At 44.9% G+C, this 25,087-nt stretch carries 23 protein-coding genes; 13 read left to right on the forward strand and 10 right to left on the reverse strand.

Annotated elements, in window-relative coordinates:
• Nucleotides 1-51: 51 nt before the first annotated feature.
• The 6 genes from K8S19_06425 (at nucleotide 52) to K8S19_06450 (ending at nucleotide 7,677) form a co-directional block, all read left to right on the forward strand.
• Nucleotides 52-1,218, forward strand: coding sequence for a hypothetical protein (locus K8S19_06425; protein ID MCD4813312.1), 1,167 nt, complete (start codon nucleotides 52-54; stop codon nucleotides 1,216-1,218).
• Entirely contained in the window at nucleotides 1,215-2,036 is an 822-nt protein-coding gene (locus K8S19_06430; GenBank protein ID MCD4813313.1) for a hypothetical protein, read from the forward strand. Before K8S19_06425 ends, K8S19_06430 begins: the two co-directional genes overlap by 4 nt.
• Nucleotides 2,036-3,991, forward strand: a complete 1,956-nt coding sequence (locus K8S19_06435) for a PorV/PorQ family protein (GenBank protein MCD4813314.1) — start codon at nucleotides 2,036-2,038, stop codon at nucleotides 3,989-3,991. Before K8S19_06430 ends, K8S19_06435 begins: the two co-directional genes overlap by 1 nt.
• A 135-nt stretch (nucleotides 3,992-4,126) precedes the next feature.
• Nucleotides 4,127-5,926, forward strand: a complete 1,800-nt coding sequence (locus K8S19_06440) for a M3 family oligoendopeptidase (protein MCD4813315.1) — start codon at nucleotides 4,127-4,129, stop codon at nucleotides 5,924-5,926.
• Nucleotides 5,927-6,223: 297 nt separating this feature from the next.
• The gene (locus tag K8S19_06445; GenBank protein MCD4813316.1) at nucleotides 6,224-6,607 is read left to right on the forward strand and encodes a pilus assembly protein; all 384 of its coding nucleotides are present in this window, start codon (nucleotides 6,224-6,226) and stop codon (nucleotides 6,605-6,607) included.
• A gap of 2 nt (nucleotides 6,608-6,609) precedes the next feature.
• A complete protein-coding gene (locus K8S19_06450) occupies nucleotides 6,610-7,677 on the forward strand; it encodes a Tad domain-containing protein (protein MCD4813317.1) in 1,068 nt (355 codons plus the stop codon).
• Between the two features lie 12 nt (nucleotides 7,678-7,689).
• On the opposite strand, the gene K8S19_06455 is transcribed toward K8S19_06450, so the two are convergent.
• The 5 genes from K8S19_06455 to K8S19_06475 form a co-directional block, all read right to left on the reverse strand.
• Nucleotides 7,690-8,076, reverse strand: a complete 387-nt coding sequence (locus tag K8S19_06455; protein MCD4813318.1) for a PilZ domain-containing protein — start codon at nucleotides 8,074-8,076, stop codon at nucleotides 7,690-7,692.
• A gap of 141 nt (nucleotides 8,077-8,217) precedes the next feature.
• The gene (locus tag K8S19_06460) at nucleotides 8,218-8,982 is read right to left on the reverse strand and encodes a hypothetical protein (protein MCD4813319.1); all 765 of its coding nucleotides are present in this window, start codon (nucleotides 8,980-8,982) and stop codon (nucleotides 8,218-8,220) included.
• 24 nt (nucleotides 8,983-9,006) lie between these two features.
• Entirely contained in the window at nucleotides 9,007-9,810 is an 804-nt protein-coding gene (locus K8S19_06465; protein ID MCD4813320.1) for an HD domain-containing protein, read from the reverse strand.
• Between the two features lie 21 nt (nucleotides 9,811-9,831).
• On the reverse strand, nucleotides 9,832-10,827 hold the full coding sequence (locus tag K8S19_06470) for a hypothetical protein (protein ID MCD4813321.1): 996 nt from the start codon (nucleotides 10,825-10,827) through the stop codon (nucleotides 9,832-9,834).
• Nucleotides 10,828-11,163: 336 nt separating this feature from the next.
• Nucleotides 11,164-11,502, reverse strand: a complete 339-nt coding sequence (locus K8S19_06475; protein ID MCD4813322.1) for a roadblock/LC7 domain-containing protein — start codon at nucleotides 11,500-11,502, stop codon at nucleotides 11,164-11,166.
• A 910-nt stretch (nucleotides 11,503-12,412) separates the two neighbouring features.
• Between K8S19_06475 and K8S19_06480 the strand changes: the two genes are divergently transcribed.
• Nucleotides 12,413-12,994: a hypothetical protein gene (locus K8S19_06480; GenBank protein MCD4813323.1), complete on the forward strand. Its 582-nt coding sequence runs from the start codon at nucleotides 12,413-12,415 to the stop codon at nucleotides 12,992-12,994.
• A gap of 35 nt (nucleotides 12,995-13,029) precedes the next feature.
• Here K8S19_06480 and K8S19_06485 read toward each other — a convergent pair whose 3' ends face one another.
• The gene (locus tag K8S19_06485) at nucleotides 13,030-13,740 is read right to left on the reverse strand and encodes a DNA alkylation repair protein (GenBank protein MCD4813324.1); all 711 of its coding nucleotides are present in this window, start codon (nucleotides 13,738-13,740) and stop codon (nucleotides 13,030-13,032) included.
• A 186-nt stretch (nucleotides 13,741-13,926) separates the two neighbouring features.
• Here K8S19_06485 and K8S19_06490 point away from each other — a divergent pair, with 186 nt between their 5' ends.
• Nucleotides 13,927-14,124 (forward strand): hypothetical protein, encoded by a 198-nt coding sequence (locus K8S19_06490; GenBank protein MCD4813325.1) that lies wholly within the window; start codon nucleotides 13,927-13,929, stop codon nucleotides 14,122-14,124.
• Here K8S19_06490 and K8S19_06495 read toward each other — a convergent pair.
• The 3 genes from K8S19_06495 to K8S19_06505 form a co-directional block, all read right to left on the reverse strand.
• Nucleotides 14,116-15,048 (reverse strand): alkaline phosphatase family protein, encoded by a 933-nt coding sequence (locus tag K8S19_06495; protein ID MCD4813326.1) that lies wholly within the window; start codon nucleotides 15,046-15,048, stop codon nucleotides 14,116-14,118. The genes K8S19_06490 and K8S19_06495 overlap by 9 nt on opposite strands.
• A gap of 27 nt (nucleotides 15,049-15,075) precedes the next feature.
• Entirely contained in the window at nucleotides 15,076-16,032 is a 957-nt protein-coding gene (locus tag K8S19_06500) for a calcium/sodium antiporter (GenBank protein ID MCD4813327.1), read from the reverse strand.
• 117 nt (nucleotides 16,033-16,149) lie between these two features.
• Nucleotides 16,150-17,331, reverse strand: coding sequence for an HD domain-containing protein (locus K8S19_06505; protein ID MCD4813328.1), 1,182 nt, complete (start codon nucleotides 17,329-17,331; stop codon nucleotides 16,150-16,152).
• 244 nt (nucleotides 17,332-17,575) lie between these two features.
• On the opposite strand from K8S19_06505, the gene K8S19_06510 reads away from it, so the two are divergent.
• A complete protein-coding gene (locus tag K8S19_06510; GenBank protein ID MCD4813329.1) occupies nucleotides 17,576-17,794 on the forward strand; it encodes a hypothetical protein in 219 nt (72 codons plus the stop codon).
• Here K8S19_06510 and K8S19_06515 read toward each other — a convergent pair whose 3' ends face one another.
• Complete coding sequence (locus K8S19_06515) at nucleotides 17,795-19,207, reverse strand: MATE family efflux transporter (protein MCD4813330.1); 1,413 nt, start codon at nucleotides 19,205-19,207, stop codon at nucleotides 17,795-17,797. It lies immediately after the preceding gene.
• A 211-nt stretch (nucleotides 19,208-19,418) separates the two neighbouring features.
• On the opposite strand from K8S19_06515, the gene K8S19_06520 reads away from it, so the two are divergent.
• From K8S19_06520 to K8S19_06535, 4 genes are all read left to right on the forward strand, one after another.
• Complete coding sequence (locus tag K8S19_06520; GenBank protein MCD4813331.1) at nucleotides 19,419-21,248, forward strand: HD domain-containing protein; 1,830 nt, start codon at nucleotides 19,419-19,421, stop codon at nucleotides 21,246-21,248.
• A gap of 242 nt (nucleotides 21,249-21,490) precedes the next feature.
• Nucleotides 21,491-22,315, forward strand: coding sequence for an undecaprenyl-diphosphatase UppP (gene uppP / locus K8S19_06525; GenBank protein MCD4813332.1), 825 nt, complete (start codon nucleotides 21,491-21,493; stop codon nucleotides 22,313-22,315).
• An 18-nt stretch (nucleotides 22,316-22,333) separates the two neighbouring features.
• Nucleotides 22,334-23,008: a hypothetical protein gene (locus K8S19_06530; GenBank protein MCD4813333.1), complete on the forward strand. Its 675-nt coding sequence runs from the start codon at nucleotides 22,334-22,336 to the stop codon at nucleotides 23,006-23,008.
• A gap of 2 nt (nucleotides 23,009-23,010) precedes the next feature.
• Nucleotides 23,011-24,978, forward strand: a complete 1,968-nt coding sequence (locus K8S19_06535) for a glycogen debranching enzyme N-terminal domain-containing protein (GenBank protein ID MCD4813334.1) — start codon at nucleotides 23,011-23,013, stop codon at nucleotides 24,976-24,978.
• Nucleotides 24,979-25,087: the final 109 nt, after the last annotated feature.

Below are 25,087 nucleotides of genomic sequence, written 5' to 3' on the forward strand. Positions count from 1 at the left end.
AGGGACTGGTCAAGTCTAAGAAATGGTATATAATAAAAGGGCGTTTTACAAATGTTCGATGCTGGAGAACCCCGGGAAGGAATTGTTATGTTGTTGAAAAAATCTTTCTTTTTTACGGTTTTTCTTTTGTCGCTGTTTATCATGTCGCCGGCGCTGTATGCCGCAACACCGGTTTATCGCTCTATTGGTCCGGAAATGAACGGGCCGCTGGCAACCGGCAGCAGTAATTTATTGACGATTACCGGCACCAACGCAGGATTTACATTCGATCTGCCCGGCAATGTCGGGGTAGGTGATATCATTGTCTATGATTCCAACAATGACAGTCTGCTTGATGCCCGGGCATTTATTCAATCGCGCTCCGTTGCTTCAGTTTTCATAGTCCAGGATGAATCGGGCGGTACGCCGGTTGCAACAGTGTTTCCTGATGAAAACTGGCAAATTTACCGGTCCTATACATCGCTCTTTGAAGCTGAGTGCGGTTCTGAAAACATGGGAATTCCTACTGCATTGAGAAATTTTGACGCAACCGCAGACGGATGGAATCTCATTAGCGGAAACAGAGTACTGCATCTGGCCTGTTATGCCGATGCGGCGGATAACACACCGGTGGTTTTTGCCGGAGCATCCTGGACAACGGATGCAACCCACTATGTCAGGATTTTTACCCCCAAAGACCCTACGGAAGTCGGCATAAGCCAGCGTCATGATGGCAAGTGGAATAATAGTGCCTACCGTATGATTACCAACGATGCCACCTGCATTTATTTTCAGATTGATTATTTTCGAATAGAAGGACTTCAATTTAATATCAGCACGGTATCCAGTGTTTCGCGCAAATGCGTTAATTTGGAGACACCCGGTACTAGTGAAATTTATATTTCTCATTCCATTTTTTCCGGAACCGCGACAGATCAGAACATGCATGCCGGTATCACACTGTATAATTCCGGCAATGGACTTATATTTGTCTGGAACAATATTTTTTATAATTTTGACCGGTCCGGAACCAATTGGGTGGCTGCACTTGAGATTGATGATTCGCAGTTTACAGCACATATTCTAAATAATACCTTTGTGGATTCCTACCGGGGACTCCAGCAAAATTCCGGAATAGTTTATGCAATGAATAATATTGCACAGGGGTGTAGCGACGGGTTTTCAGGCATATTTGATGTCACATCAGGTCTGGTGACGCCCCCGGACCCAATGCGTTGAATAATTCAATTGTTGCCTTTGCCGATTATCCGGGACGTGATTTTCATCTGGCTCCGGGTGATATCAGTGCGAGAGATAATGGGATGAATTTGAGCGGCTACACGCCAATGCCATTTACAGATGATATTGACAGAGAGATTCGGTCAATTAATTGGGATATCGGGGCTGACGAGGAATATCCCATTCCAACGCCAACACCGACTGTAACAGTGTCTTTCACGCCGACATTATCACCGACGGTGACCGCTTCAGCCAGCGCGACACCCTCACCCACGTTTTCGCCGACGGTGACCGTGTCCGCCAGCGCGACACCTTCACCCACGTTTTCGTCGACCCCAATATCGCCGATGACCGCAACAGACACACCCACACCGCTATTGACATCAACAGACACACCCACCTTGACGGAAACCCCGGATTATTCACCAACGATTACATCCACGGTAACGCCCTATCATTCGTCGACACAGACACCGAGTATAACCGTCACGTCGGTTGCGACATCGACTTCAACCGCTGTTCCTGAACCAAGTATAACCTCGGTGCGTATCCGGAACAATGTGATTAAAGCTGGGGGCAATCAAGGGATGGCGATTGATGTGCCGCTTGATCATGCCCAGCACGTTTCCATTAGAATTTATAACCAGCGCGGAGAACTTATGACCGTTATTTCAGATCAGGAACAGGAATCCGGGATCTTTCAGGCAGTCTGGCAAGGTAAAAACGCGAGTGGTTCTCCGGTTCGCTCCGGTGTTTACCTTATTTATATAAAAACAGATAATATTAATCTCAAAAAGAAAGTGGCGGTTATTCGCTGATGGTGTCAAAAACGATTCGGATAAAGCGCCAAGTCGGGCTGATGACTGTGCTGTTACTTGCGGCATTCCTGGGGAGACCTGCGAACGGGACGGCCTCGAGTGGTGCTGAGTTTTTACGGCTGGATATTCCGGCGCGGGCCGGTGCATTATCTGCCGGGTGTGCTGATTTTGTTGAGCTGGACATCTACAACCGGAATCCTTCCGGATTGGCCGGGAAACTCCATCCTGAAATTGCATTTACACATTTTATTGCGTTTGATGAATTTGTTTATGAACAGTTGGATGCCGCTTACCCGAATTGGCTGGGCGGTACTTGGTCAGGCCGTCTGTTTTATGCCTCGGGTGCTGATTTTACAGAGTATGATGATCAAGGCATGCGTGTCGGCACGATTGATTATCACGATTTTCTTTTACATCTTACCTATTCGCATGTTGTCGGGAAAGACGTTGAGGCGGGCGTGGGACTCAAAGTTCTGGAAAGCCGTTTGGATGAGTATTCCAGCATCGGTGCAGCGCTGGATATGGGTGTGCGGTATCGTACGCCATTGCGCTGGCTGGCATTGGGTTTGGCAATGCAAAATGTGGGTGCCCGGACGGCATTTATTAGTGAGGCTGATCCGTTGCCCATGCAGTTGGTGGCAGGCGTTGGGTTGTTTTTTTCCTTGTATGAAGGACATCGGGTGAAAATCCTGGCTGATTATACTCAGCCGCTGGGTCTTGAAGAAGATGGTTATGCAACGGCAGGTTTGGAGTATGGTTTTTTAAAAATGCTGTTTTTGCGAGGGGGATATCGTTTTAAAAATGAATTAGGCGAGCTTTCGCTGGGGGCCGGTTTTAGATTGGCAAATATTGGATTGGATTATGCCTATCAACCGTTTTCAAACCTGGGGATTGCCCATCGTTTTACGCTTTCGTACGTTTTTCTGCAGCAGGAAAAAAAGGCGGTGCCGCCATCAGGTGAGAAAGCGCCCGGCCGGCATGCCAAAGTCAGGGAATTAAGAGAGCTCCCGCGACATTTTGAGAGTGCGGTTACCTTTAAAACACCGAAAGTGGACCCGCGTATCAAGGACTGGCGTTTTGAAATTCGCGACCAGAAAGGAAATATGGTCAAAAGCATCACAGGGATGGGGAAACCACCGGACTATCTCAAATGGGACGGGAAAAATCAGCAGGGTCGCCTCATGCCGAAAAAAAATCAATATCAGCTTATCTTTAAGGCGGAAGGTAAGCCGGCGGCTTCCCGGGAGATTCCGGCATTTCAAACACCGCGGCGGTTGTACTTTAAAGACGGCAGCATTTTAGAACCGGAAGTACTCTTTCAACTGGACAAGGATTATCCGATTGCCCAATGGACCCTGCAAATGGTTGAAAAGAAAACGCAAAAAACGGTGCGTACTCTGACGGGCAAGGATAGATTGCCCGGGAAAATACTTTGGGACGGCAAAGACAGCCAGGGGCAAGTGGCGGCGACAAACCGGCGGTATTCTTATGTGCTTCAGTTGGTTTATGCCGACCGTACCAGTGTTCTTTTGTCGGGGAAAATCAGATCCATTCCGGTTCGGTTGTTTGCTACCCAGACAGGTGGGAAAGGTATCTTGATTCCGGGCATATTATTTGATTTTGACAGCGCTGCCTTCAAACCTGCAATGATGGATAAAATATTGGCTGCCAATACGATTCTTGAAAAATATCCCGAGCGGTCCAAGCTGGTTTGTGCAGGTCACTCTGATGATGTCGGCGGTGTGCGTTATAACCAACAATTGTCTGCCATGCGGGCTGCCATGGTCGGGGATTATATCCTGAAAAAAACGGGTGTTGCATCTGACCGGGTGCGCAGCCAAGGCTATGGAAAATCCCGTCCGGTGAGCCGCGCCAATACGGAAAAAGCCCGTGCCTGCAACCGGCGGGTTGAAATCAGGATATTTTTTCCTGATGTTGAAGAACAGTCCAAATAATTCGATGTTTAATATTGGAGTTTTTGGCTTTGCCCCTGAGTTTGTTTCCTGTTTGAAATAATCAATATTGCCGGTTTACCTGAAAGAAATAAAAATTTATAATAGTCATTCAAATAAATGACTGTGAGGTTTAGCATGCATCAGCCCCAACCCAAACACAACACACCGGAAACAATCCGCTGGAATTTACAGGATTTATTTTCCGGGATGGATGATGGCAATGTCAATCGAACACTGGAAAAAGCCGGACATCAGGCGGTGGGATTTGAAGAAAAGTACAAAGGCAATATTGCCGGCTTGACCCCTGCTCATTTGGCAATGGCTTTTGGGCTGCTGGAATCCATTATCTCGGCAGTTTACCGCCTGAGTCAATATGCCAATCTCTTGCTCACGGTAGATACAACCAATGATGCGGTCAAAGCGTTTGAAATGAAAATTCGCGAACAAGGAACGGATATTGAAAATCACTTATTATTTTTTGATCTTGAATTGGGGAAGATTTCTTCGGAAAAGTCACGAGCGTTTTTATCCGCGCCTGAACTTGCTGATTATCATTATTATATCAGGCGCAAGCAAGAGACTGCGAAATATGATTTGAGCGAACCGGAAGAGAAAATCATTAATTTAAAAGATTTAACCGGAAAGACGGCGTTTCAAAATTTATATGAAGAGTTTACCACGGAATTCAAATTTGAGTTTGAGCTGGAGGGGCGGGTTAAAACCATCAGTGGTGAAGAATTGCGCGCTTTACGCCAACACGCAGATGCTGATGTGCGCCGCAGAGCCATGAAACTGTTTCTTGAACGTCATCGGGACAATCAATTGCTCATCACCAGTGTGTTCAATCAGGTGGTGAAGGACTATAACATTGAGCGCAAACTGCGTGGTTTTCAAAACCCGATGGATGTGATGAATGTGTATAATGATTTGGCCAAAGAAGCAATCGATGCGCTGCACGATGTCACGACAGAATCCAACCAATTGGTGCATCGTTATTACCGGATCAAGGCCAAATTATTGGCGTTGCCGGACATGACATTGGCGGATATTTATGCGCCTTTGCCCCAGGTCACGCGGAGGTATTCCTGGGAAGAGGCACAAGCAATGGTGCTGGATGCTTTTCGTGGTTTTGATCAGGAACTTTATACATTGGCGCTTTCTATGTTTGAAGAAAACCGGGTCGATGCGCCTGCCCTGCCGGGAAAAAGGGGCGGTGCATTTTGCTCATCTTCTGTCCCGACGTTGAAACCCTATGTGATGCTCAATTTTCTAGGCCGGTTACGGGATGTCTCCACCATGGCACATGAGTTGGGGCATGCCGTTCATGCCATGCTGAGTATGCCGCAAAAACTGGTTAATTTTCATTCTGTGCTTCCGCTGGCAGAGACAGCTTCGATTTTTTCTGAAATGATATTAACCGAAAACTTGCTTTCACAGGAAACGGACAAAGCAGTAAAAATATCTCTCTTGGCCGGCAAACTGGAGGAGATATTTGCCACCTCGCATCGGCAGAATATGTTTTCGCGGTTTGAGCGGACCATTCACCGGACGATTTCAGAACGGTTGATGAGTGCGGATGAATTGTGTGCTGCCTACCGTCATGAATTAGGATTGATGTTTGGTGATGCGGTGATTATTCCTGCTGAATACCAGTGGGAATGGGCAGCGATCCCGCATATGGTTTCGGTGCCGTTTTATGTTCATTCCTACAATTTCGCCAACTTACTCGTGATGGCGCTTTACCAGCAATATAAGGATGAGGGTGTGGATTTTATTCCGAAATTTAAGCGATTACTCGCAGCCGGCTCTTCAGTAAAACCGGCCCGGATTGCGGCCATCGCAGGAGCGGATATCAATCATCCTGAATTTTGGCGGAAAAGTTTTGTGCTGATTTCTTCAATGATTGATGAGCTGGAACAACTAATCGCTGATTAAAAAAAATAAAAAGGTGCATGGTTTATCTTGTTTTTTAGTCTAATACATATGCGTCCAAATTAGAGAATAAGTGATCAATCAAGATTGCCTTGGATGCTGGTTTTTTCAGGAAAAAACGCACCCCAAGTGTTCATGGGGCGTGGTTGACTTTGTCGGCATTACCGGCGCTAGCGTGTGGATACAGTGCCGGTTTTCCGGGAAAAAACCAGCATCCAAGGCAATTCAGTGACAGTGGACAACTTTTATTTGGAGCGCTATGAGTCTAATAATTTACCAAGCAGGGCAGGAGCAAGTATCGTGATTTTATGGAGAAAAAAACTACAGTGTTTGATTCGCCGCCAAAAAGGCCAGGCTATGGTCGAGGCTGCATTTGCGCTCCCGATCGTCCTGTTACTTTTTGGAGGTTGTCTCCAACTCATACAAATCGGGATCAGTACGATTGTGGTAAAGGTGGCTGTCTATGAGGCTGCCCGGCAGGCGCATATGGATAAACAGGATTTGGGAAACGGGCGGCAAGTTGCCCAAGAAATTTGTAAAACCCTAAGCAGCGGTGCCACAGAATTTGACTATGAGGATGGGGCATATCGTGTTGTCCATCATCTCAATGCGCTTATACCGGTGATTGGGGATGTTGCGATTACGCAAAAAGTACCCGGCTATCTTTTTCAGGCAGGAGAGTAGCGGTGAAGCAGCTTCTAAAGCGTTTGCGAAAAGAAGAACGGGGCAATGTGCTTTATATGACCATTGTGATGATGATGCTCCTGGTCATGTTCTCTTTGGTATTGACCAATGTTATTTATATTGGCGTCATGAAGGTACGTGCACAAAATGCGGCAGATAATATTGCGCTCTCCGCAGCGACTTTGAAGGCGCGGATGTTGAACGGCATCACGAATTGGAATGCGGTATTATGGCTGGGTGTTCGGCAAGTAGGCGTGATTAGTGAAAAAAATGGCTATAAAACGCCTCCTGAACTTGCGGTGGCTATTGCAGCCATGGTGGGGGCATCCGCGAACCATTTAGGCGGACTCTACGATTTTAACGATAAAATTACCGGCCGGAAGTGGATTGATAGAATAGCGGAAGCCAATGGTATTGATGGGAAAAATAGTCGTTATGAGATGTTTCCAGTAAGTGCCGGACATATGCTGACATCGCTCTATTATGATATTAAGGTTGTTCCGTTTATGGTATATGCAGTTCCGGTGCTTTTTTCCATTGAACCTACGCATACCTGGTATGTGCAATCACGTGTGGAACTTCAAATCGCCAAATCTATTATTGGCGGAAAGCGATTGGGCTTTGAATTGCCGGATATCACGGCCCGGGCCCGGGCTGAAATTCTGGATAAAGCAACATTGAATGTAATTGGGAGTGGCGGTCGAGATTGGCAGGTTGTGCTGGCACCACCAAACAAATCTGTAGATAAATATATGCGGGATCAGACTGGGTCGAGGAATAGTGGTGGAGATGTCAATCGTCAGATACTCCCGGAGAACGCATCCATAACACCCGCGCCCTTGACCGGCCAACCGCCATTATATCAATCTTCAGAAGATTATTTGGAAAGTCTGCCCGGTAACGTTCAATATGCGTATTATAAAGAAAGATATCAGGCAGGAGCGGCAACCCTGAAAGAAAAAATTCGTTATTATGATTTGAAGCAAACTTATGGCAATGGTTTATCATGGCTGGATAGAGCGGATAGACAGCGTTGCCGGCGGCAATTGAATCAGGAAGAACAACTCTAGTTTGATCATTTGTCAATTATAGTTTCTTATAGGCTCCAGGTCCTCTTCTGACAATTCCTCTATAATACTCTCCAGGTCCTGCATCTGTGATGCGGAAAGACCGGTAAATGTCATCCCCAAGAATAGCTGCTGCCGGGATTCATCGGTTTGCATCCAGCGAATTTTTCCGTTGCCGGCCAGCCGGGAAAAGGGCCGGGGCAGATTAATTAAATATTGAAATTTATCTCCTTGGTTGGGATCTGAATTTATGGGCAAACAGACTTTCATGCCGCCTGAACTGATATCAAAAACACGGCCCAATGAATAGATGTTTTTTTGAATTTTATCATCAGTGAATTGGCAGGAAACGGAAAGATTGACATTAACGCGTGTGTGTTTTCGTTGCGGAAGGTTTTGCAAGGCAAATCACCTCTTTCAAACAGGGAATAATACTATCTTGCTAGTTTCGTTCCCGTAAGAGAATAACTTAAGCGGAAAAAGGGTGCACTGCCGGGGTGAGTTTATCCTTGCGTGTTCTTCAGGCGGAGGAAATGGGATTGATCAGATATTCCAGCGAATCATGCGTTGTGCGATGAATTCGGCAACTGCGGAAGACTTCCAATAACTGGTGTGTGATCCCAGCGGATCCCAGCCGGTGTTGATTTCTTTGTCCTCTACGAATAAACGTTTGAAATGCAGACGGCAATGGCGGGCAACTCCGTCATCCGGATCAAGGATATTAATCCAGTGAGCAAGATTGGGCGGCATGGTGACAGGGTTTTCCGCATATCCCATTGCGGAAGCGAAAAGCGGGATAGGTGATCCCAGGGTGAAGAGCCCGGCGATGTTAACCTGTTTACTTAGTTTATACCGTCTGAAGCCAAACAGATAGTCGAAGGCAATGACAGAGCCCAGGGAGTGGGCGATGACAATGGTTTTTTCCGGTTTGTTTCCACAGGATTTTTTAAAAGACTGGTGGACAGTGCGAAGAATACTCATGGGGCCGGTTTTATGCCCCTTGTCTTTGGTGTAAAAAAGCGTCTGGATGGCTAGTGGATCAATGGCCTTATACAGGAAATTCCATTTTCCCTTTCTACGGGGAATATTATATTGTAATGACAGATACCGGCTGGTCAGATTGGTGGTACGGTTGGCCCAGAGAATTTCATGCTGCATCATCAGTCCGGTTTTTTCAAGGGCAACTGAATTTTTCAGGCCTTTTATCAGAAGCTGTTTTTTGTATGCTTTGAGAATATTTTTAAATAGCAAGTTGCTGTATCCCGTGGATTGCGAATCAACACCATGGATGAATACCAGGTTGGTCATAGGGTCTCCTTGCAGCTGGAAAAATTAGTTTTGCATGGACAAGTAGCGGTATTTTTCCAGAAAGGATTGGATTTTAACGGCAACCCTTGTTGTTTTTTCCGAGCGGGGAAGCACATCAAGTAATTTTTTAATATAGTGGCGTTCCAGGACGAGCTGAATGGTTTTGGGATAATTGAGGTCATAAACCCAACCGATTTTCAAGAGTTTAAAATCATTCAGCGTCTTCATGCTGCTTTTTTTTACCAGCCGTTCAGACATAATGTCCGAGACCGCTTCTTCGGAAATATGCGGATGATCGGGAAGATCAAGCTCAATCCCGGGATTTTTTTCTTGTTGTGGGTTATGGTAATAGTCTGTTACCAACCGCCAAATATCCAGCTTGTCCGCATCACGGAGCATTTTTGAAACCATCAGGCATTTTTCCGATTCGTGATCCGGTAAATGAATCCGGTTATGGTAGGAAATGGCGCGCAGGATAAGCTCGCGTTCGGATTCATCCTCAAGACAGTCAAAAACCTTATTTTCCCACAGAACGCGGACACCCAGGCTGGCGTGATTTTCAGATTTGGCATCTACAAATGTTTTGTATTGGGCATATTGTTCAAAGCGTCCAATATCATGAAAAAGTCCGGTAATTTCAAGCAGACGAAGATCTTCTTTCGCCAGTTCCAGATCCTTGCCTAAATGAAGAATTTCTTTGCACACATTGATGCTGTGATTTGATTTGAGCAGGAGATTATGCCGGCTTTCCGGGAAGCGGTCGACAAAGGCGTGTACATATGTTGCAAACCATTTTTTTAAGTCTTGGACATTGTTTTGCGTGATCATAGATGTCGTCTCCTGTGAGGGCTACAGTAACCCGATAATCAAGCCAAGTGATGCTGCATAGACATTATTACCATATTCACCGGAAATATTTAAACTGACCATGGGGAAAAGATTGAACTGTACTCCGCCCAAGAGTTTGAAGTCAAATGAACCGGCGGTTGTGCCGGCAGGACCTGTGACGGTCAGGCTTTCGGATTCAATCGGACCGGGAAGATCGGGATCCAGGGAAATCGTGCCGGTTGAACCCACAATCGTATTGACAGCACCGGTTGTGGTCTGGAGTCCTATACCGGCATAGGGTGTTACAAAAATTAAGTTTTGACTGATGATTATTTTGGCGTAGTAGGCAGTCATATCCCAGTCACTGCTCATGAAAACCACAGTATCCAGGGTTTGGGTATAAATATTTCCATTGTATTCAATAGAATTCAATTCTTCAGTATGACCGTTTTGTACACGGTAATTGCCTTTCATATTGCCGACACCTAAACTGAGACTCAAATCAAAGGGAACCGGTAATTCCGGCTGAATTCTTCCCTCCAGTTGCCATTGGGAAAATTGACCGTCGAAATCATCGGAATAGTTTAATCCGTAATTGCTGAAACCTGCGCCAATATCAATTTTTCCAACCGCCGGGAGTTTTACCAGGCCTATTTTGCCATGAATCATGCCGGTTTGAGAAAAGAAAAAGGCGGGGAGATTTAAAAAATCTGAAGAAATGGCATACGTATCAATATCAACCAGTGCGCTTTCATCAATCGCTACCGAAAGACCGCCAGTAATACCAATTTCAAATCCAGGTAGGGTTTTCACAGCAGCTGGCCGTTGAATGGTTCCACTGGCACCAAAAGCAATGCTTTTCGCCAATTGATTGTTGATCCAGGTTGATGCCACAGAGAAATCATCTGACAGCGTTTCCAGAGCTTTTGAAAAATCCTGAGTTGTTGCAGAAAGTGCAGATTGGGTAAAAACCAGTATGGTAAGCAGGGTAATCACCAGAGCAGACATTCTTTTCATTGATGAACCTCCAGGGATAAGGAATTGACTATTAAAAAAGAATAGCATAAATATCCAAAAACTTCAAAGAAACATAACAAAAACATTCCAGAACGCATTTTATTTATTATGCTAAGAGTTATGGATAGAATCGGATACATTATATAGAATTCACCTTAAGCCCTGATTGAAAAGATGATTGAAGTGCGGAACTTTGCCCTGTGGGGCGGCATGATCTAGTGACAATCATATGGTTTCAGATGTAGGTAGTGGATTAAAAAAACACACCTATGATTTTTCAAAAAATATCGGCTATTTGGTGAGTCCTGAACCGGTTTGTGTGCGGGCAAGACGGTGCTAAAGGATTTTTTTGATTTTGGCTATTATATGCGAAATATTTTGATTAACCCAATTAAGATTCAATGTGTTGAGTGCTTCAATAAAAAGTAATACATCATCATCAATCGGAAAAGCAATGAAAGTGGTGTTTTTTCCGGAGAGGATCATTTTTTTTAGCGGCCCGGAGTCAAGTTCGTCCCACCATGCCTTGGAGAATTGATAGAGTCTGGCTGCTTGGAATTCCAGTTCGTTTGTGTCTTGGAACGTTGGCTTGGATGATTTCATAATGAGAATGCCATCGTGACTGACCAAACCGGCTGTCTTAGCACTTGGACTCGCTTGAAGTATTAAATCCATGATGCCTTGAATTGTTCATTCATAGGTATCCACTTGAATAAATAAATTTTGAAATAATAGTAGCATGGTCCTAGTATTGAAGCAAATCTATTCATAGCAAAAAGGTGCCAGCCACTTTTGAGGATTTTTGGCAGGGATGTGTCGCAAACGGGCACTACACTGTAAAACTCTTTATTTTCAAGTGTTTTATATTGGCGAGGCAAAAAACGTTTATTTTAAAGGGTTTTTGAGTTTGAAAAGCAGACGAATCTAAAAATCAGCGCTATAAAATCCAGAAAAGTTATAAAATCCAGGAAATATCTTGGCAATATGTGTGATGGGATTTATAGAGCTATTTTTTAAAATGTATAAATTAATAAGCTGATAATTAATCCGAATAATAAATGGACAGGATATGCAGTATCTTGGGGATGCATATTTCAGTCGAAGTACTTAGTGGAATACCTTGCCTTTCACAGGAGAGAGAGCGGTCTCCCGGACTTCATTTATAAAATTAAATATAGTTGTGCTGAGCGCTGTGGCCACTTAAGAAGACTAATTGGGGTGAGCAATACTAATTTATGCAGTAAAAAATCTTATAATAAGAAATAAAGATACTTTGCAGAACACGAATTAGAATAATTTGCTCTATAAAATCATGAAGATGTAAAATCTTATGATAAGAATATAAAAAAGCAAGAATTATTTCTAAAAGTTATCACTGTAGTTATATATAGTAAATCGGGCTGTCTTATTATAAGAGAATAATAAGCAATAAATAAAATGATATAATTAAGTATGCTCGAAATTATCACGTAGGTGTTGAAAGAGTGCTGCGATTTTTATTGCTTGATCTTATTATAAGACACGTTCAACCTTGACTTGTAAACAAATTTTATCTTATAATAAGAAAAATAGAAGGAGGTTATTCATGTCAGATTTATCTCCAAAGGAAATAATAAATATTGTTAAAGAAACACTTATTGAGCAAGACTTCATGGTTGGTATTTTTATCTATGGAAGTTTTCTAAAATCTGAAGCAACCGTTCAAACTGAAATGGAATTATTTATTTTGGTGGCTGGCACCAATTCTATTGATGCCTGCACAGAGACGGTCCGGGCAATTGAAAAAATGTTGAAAGTGAAAATTAGTCCTATAATATGGTCTGTAGATGAACTGGATAAACCGGATAATGCGATTGTTCAGTTGGTTTTTAGAGATGGAAAAATGGTATACTGGAATTCGCTGCATGATTTTTCAGCCAGTCAGGTCTTCAAGATCAAACCGCATACCATTTTTACCTTTTCACTAAAAAATTTACCGCAAAACAAAAAGGCGCAATTTAATTACCGATTATATGGAAAAAAAGCAAAGCAAGGTATTTTGGAAGAAGCGGGTGGGGTTCGGCTTAGTAAGTCCTGTTTTCATGTACCTTATGGCAGTAAATTCAAGATTTCTCGATTTTTTAGCAAGCTTTCTATTCAATTTGATAATAAAGAGTGTTGGATTTGATGAAAAATGATAAAAAATAGATAAAATTTGTGCTTTTATATGTCTCCGAGTAAGTACTGTTTTCTTCGTCTTTTAGGAAATTTTTCAATTGCATAGCGAAGCATTGTTCTTGGCATCGTTTTATAGCGGGATTTGAGAAAATTCTCTTCAATCATTAAGTTTCGGTTACCGATTTCCCTTAACATCCATCCGACGGATTTATGAATCAGATCATGAGAATCTTTGAGTAGTTGATCTGCCAGTTGGAGCGTTGTTTCAAATTCAAAGTGCTTAATATAATGAAAAGTCGACATGATGGCTATTCGGCGGGTCCAGAGATGCGCTGACTTGGCCCATCGGAAAAGCGGGTGTTGGTCCCTGTGAAAGAGGAAACTACCCGTAATATGTTCGGCAGAAGAATCCACTAGATCCCAATTGTTAATATAGTTGAAAAGGGTTGTATAGAGGATGAAGATTTCTTTTTGAACAGGCTCCGGGCTTTGCTTGAATTTGGCAACGAGAATCAGCACACCGAGCATTCGTTCTTCATGAATGGGTGATATAATCAATTTCTTGCATTGGACTAGAGGGAGGGACACGGCTATTTTGACAAGTTTTCGGATTTGCGGCACCAAAACGCCGATAAAACAGTCACCTTCACCATACTCGCCGGGGCCGGTTTTGAAAAAGCGTTGATAAATGCGGGCTTTCTCAGGGTCGGCATTCTTATGTAATTGATCTCGCAAACGAGGCAAGGACGGTTTCATGGCACACAACCCTCATTTTTTAATGGCGTTTTACAAAGTGCTTGGATTATTTTAGCAAATTCTAAAAAAAAGTTAATAAAAATGATGATTGTGACGACACTTAATGAGTGAACACACATTCCATAATAAATTATTTTTTTTGCAGTTGGTTATTCACCACCCTATTTTTGTAAGGAGTTCAGGATTGTGACAAAACGGTTGCTTAATTTATTCAGAAAAAAAGAAGTTATCGCGCAACGGTTACTGGAAATGCGGGCAGCTGCCGGTGATGATGCGGGTAAGCACCATTGTTATCATAAAACAGTAAATCGTTATCAGCGGTTTATTCTCCGCAAATATTATCTGCGCAAGCGCTATTCCATTTTTAGTCGGCTGTTAAATTGATTTTTGTACACCCGGTTGATTTCGTTTCGGGCGATTGAGCAGCAGTGTTTGGATGGTTGGGACGATATCGGTCAATGACTTGATGCTTGGTGCCAAAGTCAAACCCTGGTGTCCATAGATAATAGTAGGCACCGGATTGTTTGTATGGGATTTAACTGAAAAATCTTCGAAATTACCGTGGTCGCTGGTAAGGATTACCGTCGTTTGTTCCGGATTGATTTCACGCAGAATATTATGAATAAAGCCATCGAGTTCTTCCAGAAGTTTTACTGCCATATCCCATTGCCGGCGGTGTCCTGCCATATCGGTCAGGAAATATTCAAATAAGGTGAAGTGGTTTTTTTTGACGATTTGAGCAATACGTTTGCCTGCCTCCTGCACGGAGATTGAAGGGACTTTTTTACCCGAGTGTCTCAGTGACCAGCCGGTAATATCATGATAAACCGCCGCACCTTTTTCAAAATCTTTTTCATCGCGGAAGTATCCTTGTGCGCCCAAAACAGAAAGGGTTGTGGCAGAGTGCCGCCATTTGCCATTGGCAACCATGTCCCAGTACTCGCGGCGAAAGCCATTGGCAAAAGTGGCGGAAAAGCCCTGCTCCCGGCACCATGTGAAGATGCCTTTTTCAGCCAACAACTGTGCCAGGCGTTTGTTCGGATACGCGGGTAAATGATGGCCCAAAAGCGCAGCGGCATTGACACCTGATAAAATCGTGCTTTGTCCGGTGGCGCTTTGCGGCAGGCCTGAAATGCCGAGACCGGCATCGGTGGGGACCACGATTGCCGCATTTTTTGAAGGGTTGAGAGGGAAATAAAGCGGCGTACCTGAACCCAAGGTTGTTTGGGTGGCGGCAAACGGGTTGTGTTTAGGATTGTTTTGTCCCAAACCAATACCATCAATGAATAGTAAGAGAACATGTGCCATGCTAACTTCCTGTATGAAAGAAAAGTGTTATCCGCGTCGTATAATGAAGCCTATATAGCCGGAATAGAGTAATAAGAGCAGCAATCCTTCCCAGCGGGAGATGCGTTTTTGTGTGAAAGCCAGGGGTAAAAGCAGAAGCGAGAAAATAAAGACCACCGGAAAATCAAAAGCCAGGGCATTGCTTGGAATAGGAATGTTCGTAATGCTCGAGACCAGACCGAGAATAAGCAGTATGTTGAAGATGTTTGAACCTACCAGATTGCCTACTGCCAAATCGGCTTTGTTCCGGAAGATGGCAATTATTGAGGCAACCATTTCCGGTAAAGATGTTCCCAGGGCGACAATGGACAATCCGATTAAAAATTCAGAGATGCCGAACAATCGGGCAATTGTGGAAGCGCCGCTCACAAAGAATTTTGAACCGCCCGCCAGGGCTGCCAGTCCAATGATTAAATATCCGAAATCAAACCAAACTGATTTAAGCAGCGTTGTGTCTGCGATGTCAGCCGTCTTAACCGCACTGGGTTTGCTTTTTCCGGCACGAAAAATCATTACCAGCAGAAAAAAAACCAAAAGACCGAGCAAACAAAGTCCTTCCAGGCGCGAAAGCTGTCCATTGAGACTAAACAGCCAGGCCAGGCCGGCCGTGAAGATTACGAGAGGGATTTCAAAACGAATGATTGTTGCAGAAATCATCAAAGGAACCAGCAGGGCGGAGGTGCCGAGAACAAGCCCGAGGTTGGCGATGTTGGATCCCAGAACATTGCCGATGGCAATATCCGGATTGCCTTGCAAGGCGGCGATCATGGAGACGAAAAGCTCAGGAGCAGAGGTCCCGAAACCAATAATGGTCACTCCGATGACAAGTTGGGAAATACCGCGACGCATCGCGAAAGAAGCGGAACCCCGCACAACTCCTTCGCCACCCAGCCATAAAAAAACACCACCAGCAATTAACTGTAAAAAAGCAATCCAACCTGTCATTATGTGTAGTGACTCCTGCTGCTTTTAGGATTAAAAAAATCAGGAGCACTTGTTTCGTGCCCCTGATGATGGCAACCAGCTGAAACATGACCGGGGAAATAAGCTGCCGGATAATCGTTAGGACATACTCCGGTGTACTTCGAGCATTTCATCAAACCGCGCAATAAAGAGATCCAGTATAGCCGGATCGAAATGAGTGTCCCGGCCTTCCAGGAGAATGGCTTTTACTTTTTCCGGCGGAAAGGGGTCTTTGTAAGGACGCTTGGATGCAAGGGCGTCAAAAACATCGATAATGGCAAGCAAGCGTGCAGCCAAAGGAATATTTTCTCCCTGGAAATTATTGGGATACCCCCCGCCTTTCCATTTTTCATGGTGGCAGGTCGCAATCTGGATGGCGAGTTGCAGCAGGGGAGCCTGGCCGAGTATTTGCGCACCCTTGGTTGTATGCGTTTTCATAATTTCCATCTCAGCGTCATCCAGTCTGCCCGGCTTGAGCAAAATGCTATCCGGGATGGCGACTTTGCCAATATCATGCATCATCATGGAAACACGCAAATTTTCGAGCTCTTTTTCTTCGAAACCCAGTTGCGGCGCCAGCCGGACGGCATACTCTCCGCAGCGTTCAATATGCAGTCCGGTATCATGATCGCGGAATTTTTCTGCTTTGGCCATGTTGAGCATACTTTGTATGTAAGCCTGTTTGACTTCGTCATAAAGCCGGGCATTGTCGATGGCAACCGAAATTTCCTGGGCCATATTTTTTAATTTTTGCATATCGGTTTGGGTGAAGGTACCGGAAGCTTTGTTGAGGACTTCGAGTACGCCGATTCGTTTGCCTTTGATGGGCAAGGGTGTTGCGATAAGATTTTTTGTAACGAATTTTGTTTTATCATCCACTTTTTTATAGAAAAAAGAACTTTTGGAAGCATCGGGAATGAGCAAGGTTTTTCCGGTTTGGAATGATTTTCCGGCAACCCCTTTGTCCGCCGGCATTCGGATGACTTTGAGCATATCTTTTTTGGCGCCGGTGGCAAGGTAGAATTTCAGCTCATCACTATCCGGATCATGCAGCAAGATAGATGAGGCGGTGGCGTTGAGGGTTTTTTCCATGAGTTTCATGGAAAGATTTAAGACTTCGTCGATGTTCAACGAAGAATTGATTAACTTGATGATGCGGTTACGTGCCGAACTGTCCAAGGTGGGTCTGGCTTTTTTTGCCGGTTTGGTTTTTGAAATGGACTTTTTTAAACTGTTTTTTTTCTTGGCGACAGCCCGGGAGTTTAGCTTGGTTTTTTTCATGATCCCACTCCTTGTTTACATACATAAATGGCATGACCCAAAGGTCATTTTACAGCCGACACGCATGAAATCTTGTATACTATTAATCGAATCAAAAAACATATTCTGACATGAATTAGCTTGTACTGCAAATACTAAGATGTTTTTTTTAAATGAGTTGTTGGACGTTTTTTTTAATTATGCATTTGTTTTTTGATAGAATGTGTCGATGCTAAAATAAGCGAAGCGAAAGAGGTGTTGGAATATGGCTGCTTGCCCAAAACTTGGAGCATGTCCTTTTTTTAAGGATCAAATGGAAAATATGCCTAATATTGCCGGAATACTGAAAGAAAAATATTGTCATGGGGATTATGCCGCATGCGCCCGCTACCGGGTTTCTGAAGCAAAAGGAAAAGAGTCTGTGCCCCATAATCTGTTTCCCACGGATATATCGGAAGCGGAGGTGCTTTTAAAAGAGGATTAATTAACCCGCCGGATCGGTTAGCGCAAAGGTGTCCGGCGTGGGACCTGTTGCCGGGGGTTCGGTTTTTATTTGGAATTGGTATTCTTTTCGGACCCAGAGTCCTGCAATGATAAAAGCCAATAAATCAGAGACGGGTATTGAAATCCATAGGCCGTTTAATCCCCAAATTCGGGGGAGAATCAGTATACAAGGTAATAAGAAAATCAGTTGGCGTGATAAAGAAATCAGCATGGCAGCCCTGCCTTTTCCCAGTCCCTGAAAAGTTGTGATCCACATAAAGGGTGGTCCCATCAGGGGGAGCATACACGTGGCCACCCGTGCGGCATGTGTTGCCAGGGGCAGAAAACTTTCGTCACGCGTAAATAAGCTGATCCAGAAAGCCGGAAATAACTGTAAAAATAAGTACCCTACACCGATGATTGCAAAAGAACTGATGGAAGCGATTTTGACCGCCCGCCACAATCGCGGGATTTTTTTTGCGCCATAATTGTATCCGACAATCGGCATCAGTCCTTGGGCCAGGCCGGCGATTGGCATCACAATTAATCCCATTAAACGAAAAACCAGTCCATTGGCGGCGATTGCGTGTGCGCCAAATCCGCCGAGAATATGATTGGCGATTGTCATGACAATTGAGCCGACAGTCTGCATGATAAAGGTTGGGAATCCGACCTGGTAGATATTGAGAAGAATGGTTTTGTGCGGAATGAGATAAGCAAGACGAAACCGGTATCCGGAACAGCAAAGCAGGTAAAATAAACTTAGCGATGCAGCACATCCTTGGGAGATCAGGGTGGCCACGGCAGCGCCTTTGACACCCCAGGCGGGGAAAAATGCCAGGCCGAAAATAAAGAAAGGATCAAGCAGGATGTTTAAAATGGCACCCACGGCCATGAAAATCATGGGTGCGAGGGTATTGCCTGATCCGCGGAAAATATTGTTGCTCATCATGGAAAAAAAAGTAAACCCGGCGCCAAACCCGATGAAAAACAAATAATTGTAGGCGAGCGGGAAAATATCGCTGGTGGCGCCCAGCAAGTTTAGGAAGGGTCGCGGAAAAAAAGTGGTCACCAAAGCAAAGAGCAGGCCAAAGATTACTGTCAGGGGGAAGACCTGACCGGCGATGTGGTTGGTTTCCTCGTGTTTGCCTTCGCCAAAGCGTCTGGCGATGAGTGAGGAAAATCCGGCGCCGGATCCGACACCAATGGCCACCAATAACATTTGGTAGGGGAAAATTACAGTGAGGGCAGCGATGGCATCAGGTCCCAGCTTGGCAACCCAGAAGGTGTCGGTGATATTGTACAGGGTCATAATAAACATAGATATCATACCGGGGATGCCCAATTGGAAAAGCAGGCGCCCAACAGGTGCGTGTCCAAGTTTTTGTGTTCTTTGCTGCATGCTTGCGGTCATGAAACATCCTTGTGGTTTTATCGTGTTAGCGCGATAAAATAACATACTTTATGCTTGGTGTCGAGTATTGTCCATTGGTTTCATGGTTTTCCTTGCTCTACCTCCCGGCATTGCATATAATAGGAAAGCTTGGTTTGTACAAAGATAAAATATTGTCAGAAGATACCGTTTGATAGTTTTTTCCGAAGTTGGTCGCCAGTGTGGAGACGCTATGCCAATACAAAAAAAAATTAAAAAAAAGACAGTTGCCCGAAAATCTGTTTCAGCCGGACGTAAGCAGGTTGAAAAAAAGCGGATTGTCAAACCGGCAAAAAAAACAGTGAAAAAACCGGTCGTGAAAAAGACCGGGATTAAGAAAAAAAGTATGTTCGCAGAACTGGGCCGGAATCAAACCCTTTTACAAGAAAATAAGCGTTTGGCATCCGATGTCCGGAAATATAAACATCAATTGGAAATGATCCGGAAAACCTCATTTGAGTTGACCCGAGAGACTCCGATCAGCCAGACACTGGCATCCTTGGCAAAAGCCGCCTCTGAATTTTTCAATGCGGATGCTGTTTCCTGCATGCACTGGGATGTGGAAAAAAAGCAGATGCTGATTAAAGCAGGCTATGGGTTTAAGACGGATTACATAAAAAGACAGGTCATTCCCTCTCGCAGTATCCGTCCTTTTCTTGAGAACGGAGTGGAGCATGCCTATTTTGAGAATATTCAGGAAACGCCTCAGGGTGATGTAGGTCTGATTCGAGAAGAGGGATTGGTAAGCGTACTCTCGATTTTTCTTAAATTTGGCAATACAGTGTTGGGTGCTATCAATCTGTATAGCCGGGGTCGGATTCGGAAATTCACAGATGAAGAACTGGAAAACGCAAAGCTATTTGCACAACATGCTGCGATTACTGTTCAAAATGCCAATCTCTATAAAGAAATGAAGGAAGAGGCTCAGATTGCCAAAACCTTGCTTCAGGTGGCGGAGGAAGTCGGAGCGCTCAATTCATTGCAGGATGTTTTGAACCGTGTTGTGATTATTTTAACCAGTGCGCTCAAATTTCATTTATGCGCGGTGTTTTTGTGGGATGAGAAGAAAAAGATTTTTTTACCGGCCAAAGCGATAGGCCTGCCACCGCACCGCAGTCCTTTATTTCAGACACTTATTTTGCGTAAAGAGGATTTAAATTTTACAGATAAGGAATTGGAGCAACGTTCCGTGATCAGCACACTTGAAAACCCGGGCCGTTTTCCCATGGAAAAAATTTCCAGCGTATTGCATGAGCGCGATTTACGCATTTTACCCTTAGTGACCAAGGGTAAAATGCTCGGCATTATCGGGGTGGGCGGGTTTTACGGTAAACAGAATTTTGGGTATAAAGATGAATTGTTTTTACGGGGTATTGCAGCGGAGGCGGCCATTGGGATTGATGATGCCAATTTATTTGAGGCCCTCGACGCCGCTTTTTGGGATATTATTAAATCTTTGGCAGCAGCGATTGAAGTGAAGGACAATTACACGCATAGTCACTCCGAATCGGTTACCAGCTACGCAACCGCTTTGGGCGAGGCGCTGGCGTTGGATGAAATGGAAATGAAGCTGCTCAACAAAGCCTGTTTGTTGCATGATTTGGGGAAAATCGGGATTGAAGATAGGATTCTTCAAAAAGAAACTCCGTTGACATTTGAAGAACGGATGAATATTGAAAGACATCCTGTGATCGGTTCTCAGCTTTTACAGTCGGTCGGAAGCCTGGCGGATGTTGCGGAGATTGTCCGTTTTCATCATGAAAAATATGACGGCACCGGGTATCCGGATCGCTTGAAAGGCGAGGCGATACCTCGATTGGCGCGCGTATTGGCTGTTGCGGATTCTTTTGATGCGATGACTTCCGACAGGCCTTATCGAAAAGCGCTTTCGTACCATCAGGCGGTTGACCAATTACGGACTTGTTCCGGTCTGCAATTTGATCCGGATTTGGTGGACGTGTTTCTTCAAGTGTTGGATAAGAAAAAAATAAAATGGGGATTGGTTGCCGTCCTGCCGGAATAAAATACGGATGCTATTTTTTAGGGTGTTAATATAAGAGTTAAGCACTTTTGGATTAATAAAAATCATTGTAAAATAGATGTATTTTGACAGACATCCGCAATGTTTTTTCAAAAGACATTCCAGATGTCTTAGCCTAACATTATTATGCAAAATTATGGTTTTTGTTTTCAAGGCTGTTTTTAATATTTACGCGTGTCTAACTCTTGTAAATAATAAACTAAAAAGGATTGGCGAATGAAACAATGTTTTTTCTAGAAGCGATTGTCTTAGGTGTTGTTCAAGGATTGACTGAGTTTTTACCGATTAGCAGTTCAGCCCACTTGACACTTTTGCCGAAAATTTTTGGCTGGGAGGCCGAACTTCTCAATTCGCTGGCATTTGATGTTGCACTGCATTTTGGAACACTGTTGGCTGTGGTGGTGTATTTTTGGAAAGATCTCAAGACAATTTTGGGCGCGTGGATTTTAAGTTTGTATCAACCCGGGATGCGCTCGGATAAAAACGTCCGCCTGGGATGGTTTATTATCATTGGCACCATTCCTGCAGTGATTGCAGCGCTGGTTTTGAAGGAGTCGATTGAAACGACGTTTCGGGCACCATGGATCATCGGGGCATGGCTGGTGGGATTCGGTTTGGTGATGGCTGGGGCGGAAGCCGCCACCCGCAAAGAACGTGAGGTGGGAAGTATGAAATGGGGTGAAGCTCTGTTTGTGGGTTTTGCCCAGGCACTGGCTTTGATGCCGGGTGTTTCCCGCTCCGGCAGTACGATTGCTGCCGGAATGTTGCTGCGGTTTCGCCGGGATGAGGCAGCCCGGTTTTCTTTTTTGCTGGGCATGCCGGCGATTTTCGGAGCAGTGGTGTTTAATTTGCCGGATTTGGCGGCGGCGGCTATTGACCAATCGTTGGTAACACTGCTGGTGGGTATGCTCGCCGCCGCAGTCACCGGATACGGCTGCATCAAATTTTTGCTTGCTTATTTGCGTAAACGGACCTTATATATATTTGTTGTTTATCGCGTGGTGTTGGGAATTGGCATTATTATTTGGGCCCTTCGGGCCGGTCATTAATTATTTAGGAGGAAGTTTATGGATCCGTATTCAACACAAATGCTTATGATGAACCAGTTTAATCATATTACCAGTGTGTTTGTTGAACATGTAGGTGACTTACTGGTTGCCTCGGTGGTTATTGTTGTCGGGTTGTTTGTGGCAGAGATCACAAAACATCTGGGAGGTGCGATTTTAGGTTTAATTCGTTGGAATGTGTTTTGCAATTGGTTGGGCATCACCCGCATTTGGAATAAGTTTCGGGCGGATGTTGTGCCGGCCAAAGCGACCGGCGAGGTGCTATGGTGGTTGGTGTTTGTCTCCTTTGTGATGAAGGCATTGATTATCACGGAGCTTGCATCGGTTGCCTGGATCGGACGGACCTATTTTGAGTTTTTACCCTTGTGTTTTCGCGGAGTGTTTGTTTTGGCGGCCGCCTATGCCCTGGCCCAGGGTGCAGCGCGCCTGATTGCCTTTGTCGTGGAAAAACCCGGGGCGGTCTTTGCAGCGGGTTTGGTGCGCATACTTATCTTAAGTTGTGGTGTTTATTCAACGTTACTAACGCTGGGCTGGGATCAGAAATTTGTCTTGCCGGCGGTGCTGGTGCTTTTGGGCAGTGCAGCACTCACGCTGGCGTTGCAATGGTCTCTGGGAAAAGATCGCGTTGGGCGTCAGATTATTCGGGTGAATGATTTTGAGGAGGGGCTGTCCTAACCATGATTATTTTGGGAAGGGATATTTGTGGAAACCTTGAGGTTTCTTCCAGGAAAGAATGGCTTGAGACCAACGGCATTGGCGGGTATGCCTTTGGCACGGTGGCCGGGATGCATACCCGGAGTTATCATTCTCTTCTGACGGCATCCATTGAGAAACCTTTGTGCCGCGTCATGATGCTTTCTCAACTTGAAGAAGCCTTGATCTATGGCGGTAAAAAGTATTCACTTTCCACCCATCACTATCTTAAGGCGATTTCGCCGGTAGGTTATTTAAATATTGAAGAATTCAGGCTGGATCCCTATCCTGTGATTACTTACCGGATTGCCGATCTTTTGTTGGAAAAACAAATTTTCATGTCTTATGGTGTTCCCTTAACCTGGATTACTTATCGGCTTTTAAACGCACCGCCCAATCATGAAAAAGTATTCCTGGTAGTACGTCCTTTGGCCAATTTCCGCGACCATCATCTTAAGCAAAAGGAGCGGCGCTTTTTTAATACGCATCATGATTTGGAAAAAAAAGTCGTGCAACTTTTGCCGGACCAAAAGATGCCGGCATTGAATATTTACCACAATGCCGTTGGTTATGAACATTCAGCGCAATGGTACACGGACCTTTTTTATCGGGAGGAAAAGCAACGGGGACTGGCCTGTTCGGAAGATTTATTTTCGCCCGGTGTGATTCACTTTGAGCTTTCCAGTGAGCAGGAGACCGGGTTTCTTGCTGCGACGACCAAAATTTTGGAAAATCCCGATCCGGTGGCGGCCGCGCAAGCGGAAAAAAGTCGTCGGCATGATTTGGTGAAATCACTGGAGCCGGGAGACCGGTTTGGGAAAATCCTCGCCGCAACAGCAGATCAATTTATCGTGAAACGGGACGAAGGACTAAGCGTGATTGCCGGTTATCCCTGGCTGCCGGACAGCGGTCGGGACAGCATGATTGCGCTGCCGGGATTAACGTTAAGCCTTGGGCGGTATGAAGAGGCACGTGCACTGTTACAAACTTATGCCGGTTTTTGCAATAAAGGGATGCTGCCGAATTATTTCACGGAAGTGGATTCGCATCCTTATTACAACACATTGGATGCCGCCTTGTGGTTTTTTGTGGCGGTTTTTCACTATTTTGAACGGGTTGAAGATGAGACGTTTATCCGCAATGAGATCTGGGAACCGATGCGCGAAATCATTAAATACTATCGGGCAGGCACCCGTTACAATATTCATATGGACGCGGATGGATTAATTACAGTTCCGGAAGAAGGTGCTCAGTTAACCTGGATGGATGCTCAGGTAGGGGATTGGATTGTTACCCCCCGTTCGGGAAAAGTCGTGGAGGTGAATGCGCTTTGGTACAATGCACTTCGCACGATGGAGATGTTGGCGAAAATAGTTGGAACTGACCGGGAGTTGACGGAGTATCAAACGCTGGCAGGTCAGGTTGGCGATTCTTTTCACCGGATATTTTGGAATGAAGCATGCGGCTGTTGTTACGACTTGGTGGAGGAACATTATCAAGAAGAGACCACACGGCCCAATCAGGTTTTGGCAATCGCATTGCCTTTTCCGGTTGTCACCGGGAAGAAAGCTAAAAAAATTCTGAAAAATGTTCGTCAGGAATTGTATACCACATTTGGTTTTCGAACCCTCGCGCGTGACCATGCGGATTACAAGGGAACGTATGACGGTGATATCATCAGTCGTGAGGGAGCGGCGTATCAAGGGACGGTGTGGCCCTGGCTTTTAGGCCCTTATGCAGATGCTTTGCGAAAAGTCAATGGCAATACCCCTGAAGTTCGTTCTGAAATTAAGCAGCTTATTAAACCGTTTGAAGAGCATATTCGGGAAGCGGGTTTGGGGACGATTTCAGAAATGTTTGACGGAGATCCACCTCACTCTGCACGGGGGTGTTTATCCCGCGCATGGAATGTAGCGGAAATATTGCGGCTTCATCTGGAAATGCAAGCTTAGTGTAGTGCGTCATAAGTAACTTTATATTTGTCATTGCGAGCGAAGCCCCGACCGGATGGGGGATCGTATGGGACTTCTGTTGGTCGCAATCTCGTTTTTATCATCATTT

The organism is bacterium, assembly GCA_021108215.1.
Taxonomy (GTDB): Bacteria; Oederibacteriota; JAAXVQ01; order JAAXVQ01; family JAUVAV01; genus JAIORK01.

Bases quoted from the DNA above. Each gene is read 5' to 3' on its own strand.
- K8S19_06505 (MCD4813328.1), bottom strand. From the start codon at position 17,331: ATGAAAAAAACCAAGCTAAACTCCCGGGCTGTCGCCAAGAAAAAAAAC.
- K8S19_06515 (MCD4813330.1), bottom strand. From the start codon at position 19,207: ATGACCGCAAGCATGCAGCAAAGAACACAAAAACTTGGACACGCACCT.
- K8S19_06435 (MCD4813314.1), top strand. From the start codon at position 2,036: ATGGTGTCAAAAACGATTCGGATAAAGCGCCAAGTCGGGCTGATGACT.
- K8S19_06460 (MCD4813319.1), bottom strand. From the start codon at position 8,982: ATGACCAACCTGGTATTCATCCATGGTGTTGATTCGCAATCCACGGGA.
- K8S19_06475 (MCD4813322.1), bottom strand. From the start codon at position 11,502: ATGGATTTAATACTTCAAGCGAGTCCAAGTGCTAAGACAGCCGGTTTG.
- K8S19_06465 (MCD4813320.1), bottom strand. From the start codon at position 9,810: ATGATCACGCAAAACAATGTCCAAGACTTAAAAAAATGGTTTGCAACA.
- K8S19_06535 (MCD4813334.1), top strand. From the start codon at position 23,011: ATGATTATTTTGGGAAGGGATATTTGTGGAAACCTTGAGGTTTCTTCC.
- K8S19_06530 (MCD4813333.1), top strand. From the start codon at position 22,334: ATGGATCCGTATTCAACACAAATGCTTATGATGAACCAGTTTAATCAT.
- K8S19_06485 (MCD4813324.1), bottom strand. From the start codon at position 13,740: ATGAAACCGTCCTTGCCTCGTTTGCGAGATCAATTACATAAGAATGCC.
- K8S19_06425 (MCD4813312.1), top strand. From the start codon at position 52: ATGTTCGATGCTGGAGAACCCCGGGAAGGAATTGTTATGTTGTTGAAA.
- K8S19_06510 (MCD4813329.1), top strand. From the start codon at position 17,576: ATGGCTGCTTGCCCAAAACTTGGAGCATGTCCTTTTTTTAAGGATCAA.
- K8S19_06440 (MCD4813315.1), top strand. From the start codon at position 4,127: ATGCATCAGCCCCAACCCAAACACAACACACCGGAAACAATCCGCTGG.
- K8S19_06470 (MCD4813321.1), bottom strand. From the start codon at position 10,827: ATGAAAAGAATGTCTGCTCTGGTGATTACCCTGCTTACCATACTGGTT.
- K8S19_06480 (MCD4813323.1), top strand. From the start codon at position 12,413: ATGTCAGATTTATCTCCAAAGGAAATAATAAATATTGTTAAAGAAACA.
- K8S19_06500 (MCD4813327.1), bottom strand. From the start codon at position 16,032: ATGACAGGTTGGATTGCTTTTTTACAGTTAATTGCTGGTGGTGTTTTT.
- uppP (MCD4813332.1), top strand. From the start codon at position 21,491: ATGTTTTTTCTAGAAGCGATTGTCTTAGGTGTTGTTCAAGGATTGACT.
- K8S19_06495 (MCD4813326.1), bottom strand. From the start codon at position 15,048: ATGGCACATGTTCTCTTACTATTCATTGATGGTATTGGTTTGGGACAA.
- K8S19_06520 (MCD4813331.1), top strand. From the start codon at position 19,419: ATGCCAATACAAAAAAAAATTAAAAAAAAGACAGTTGCCCGAAAATCT.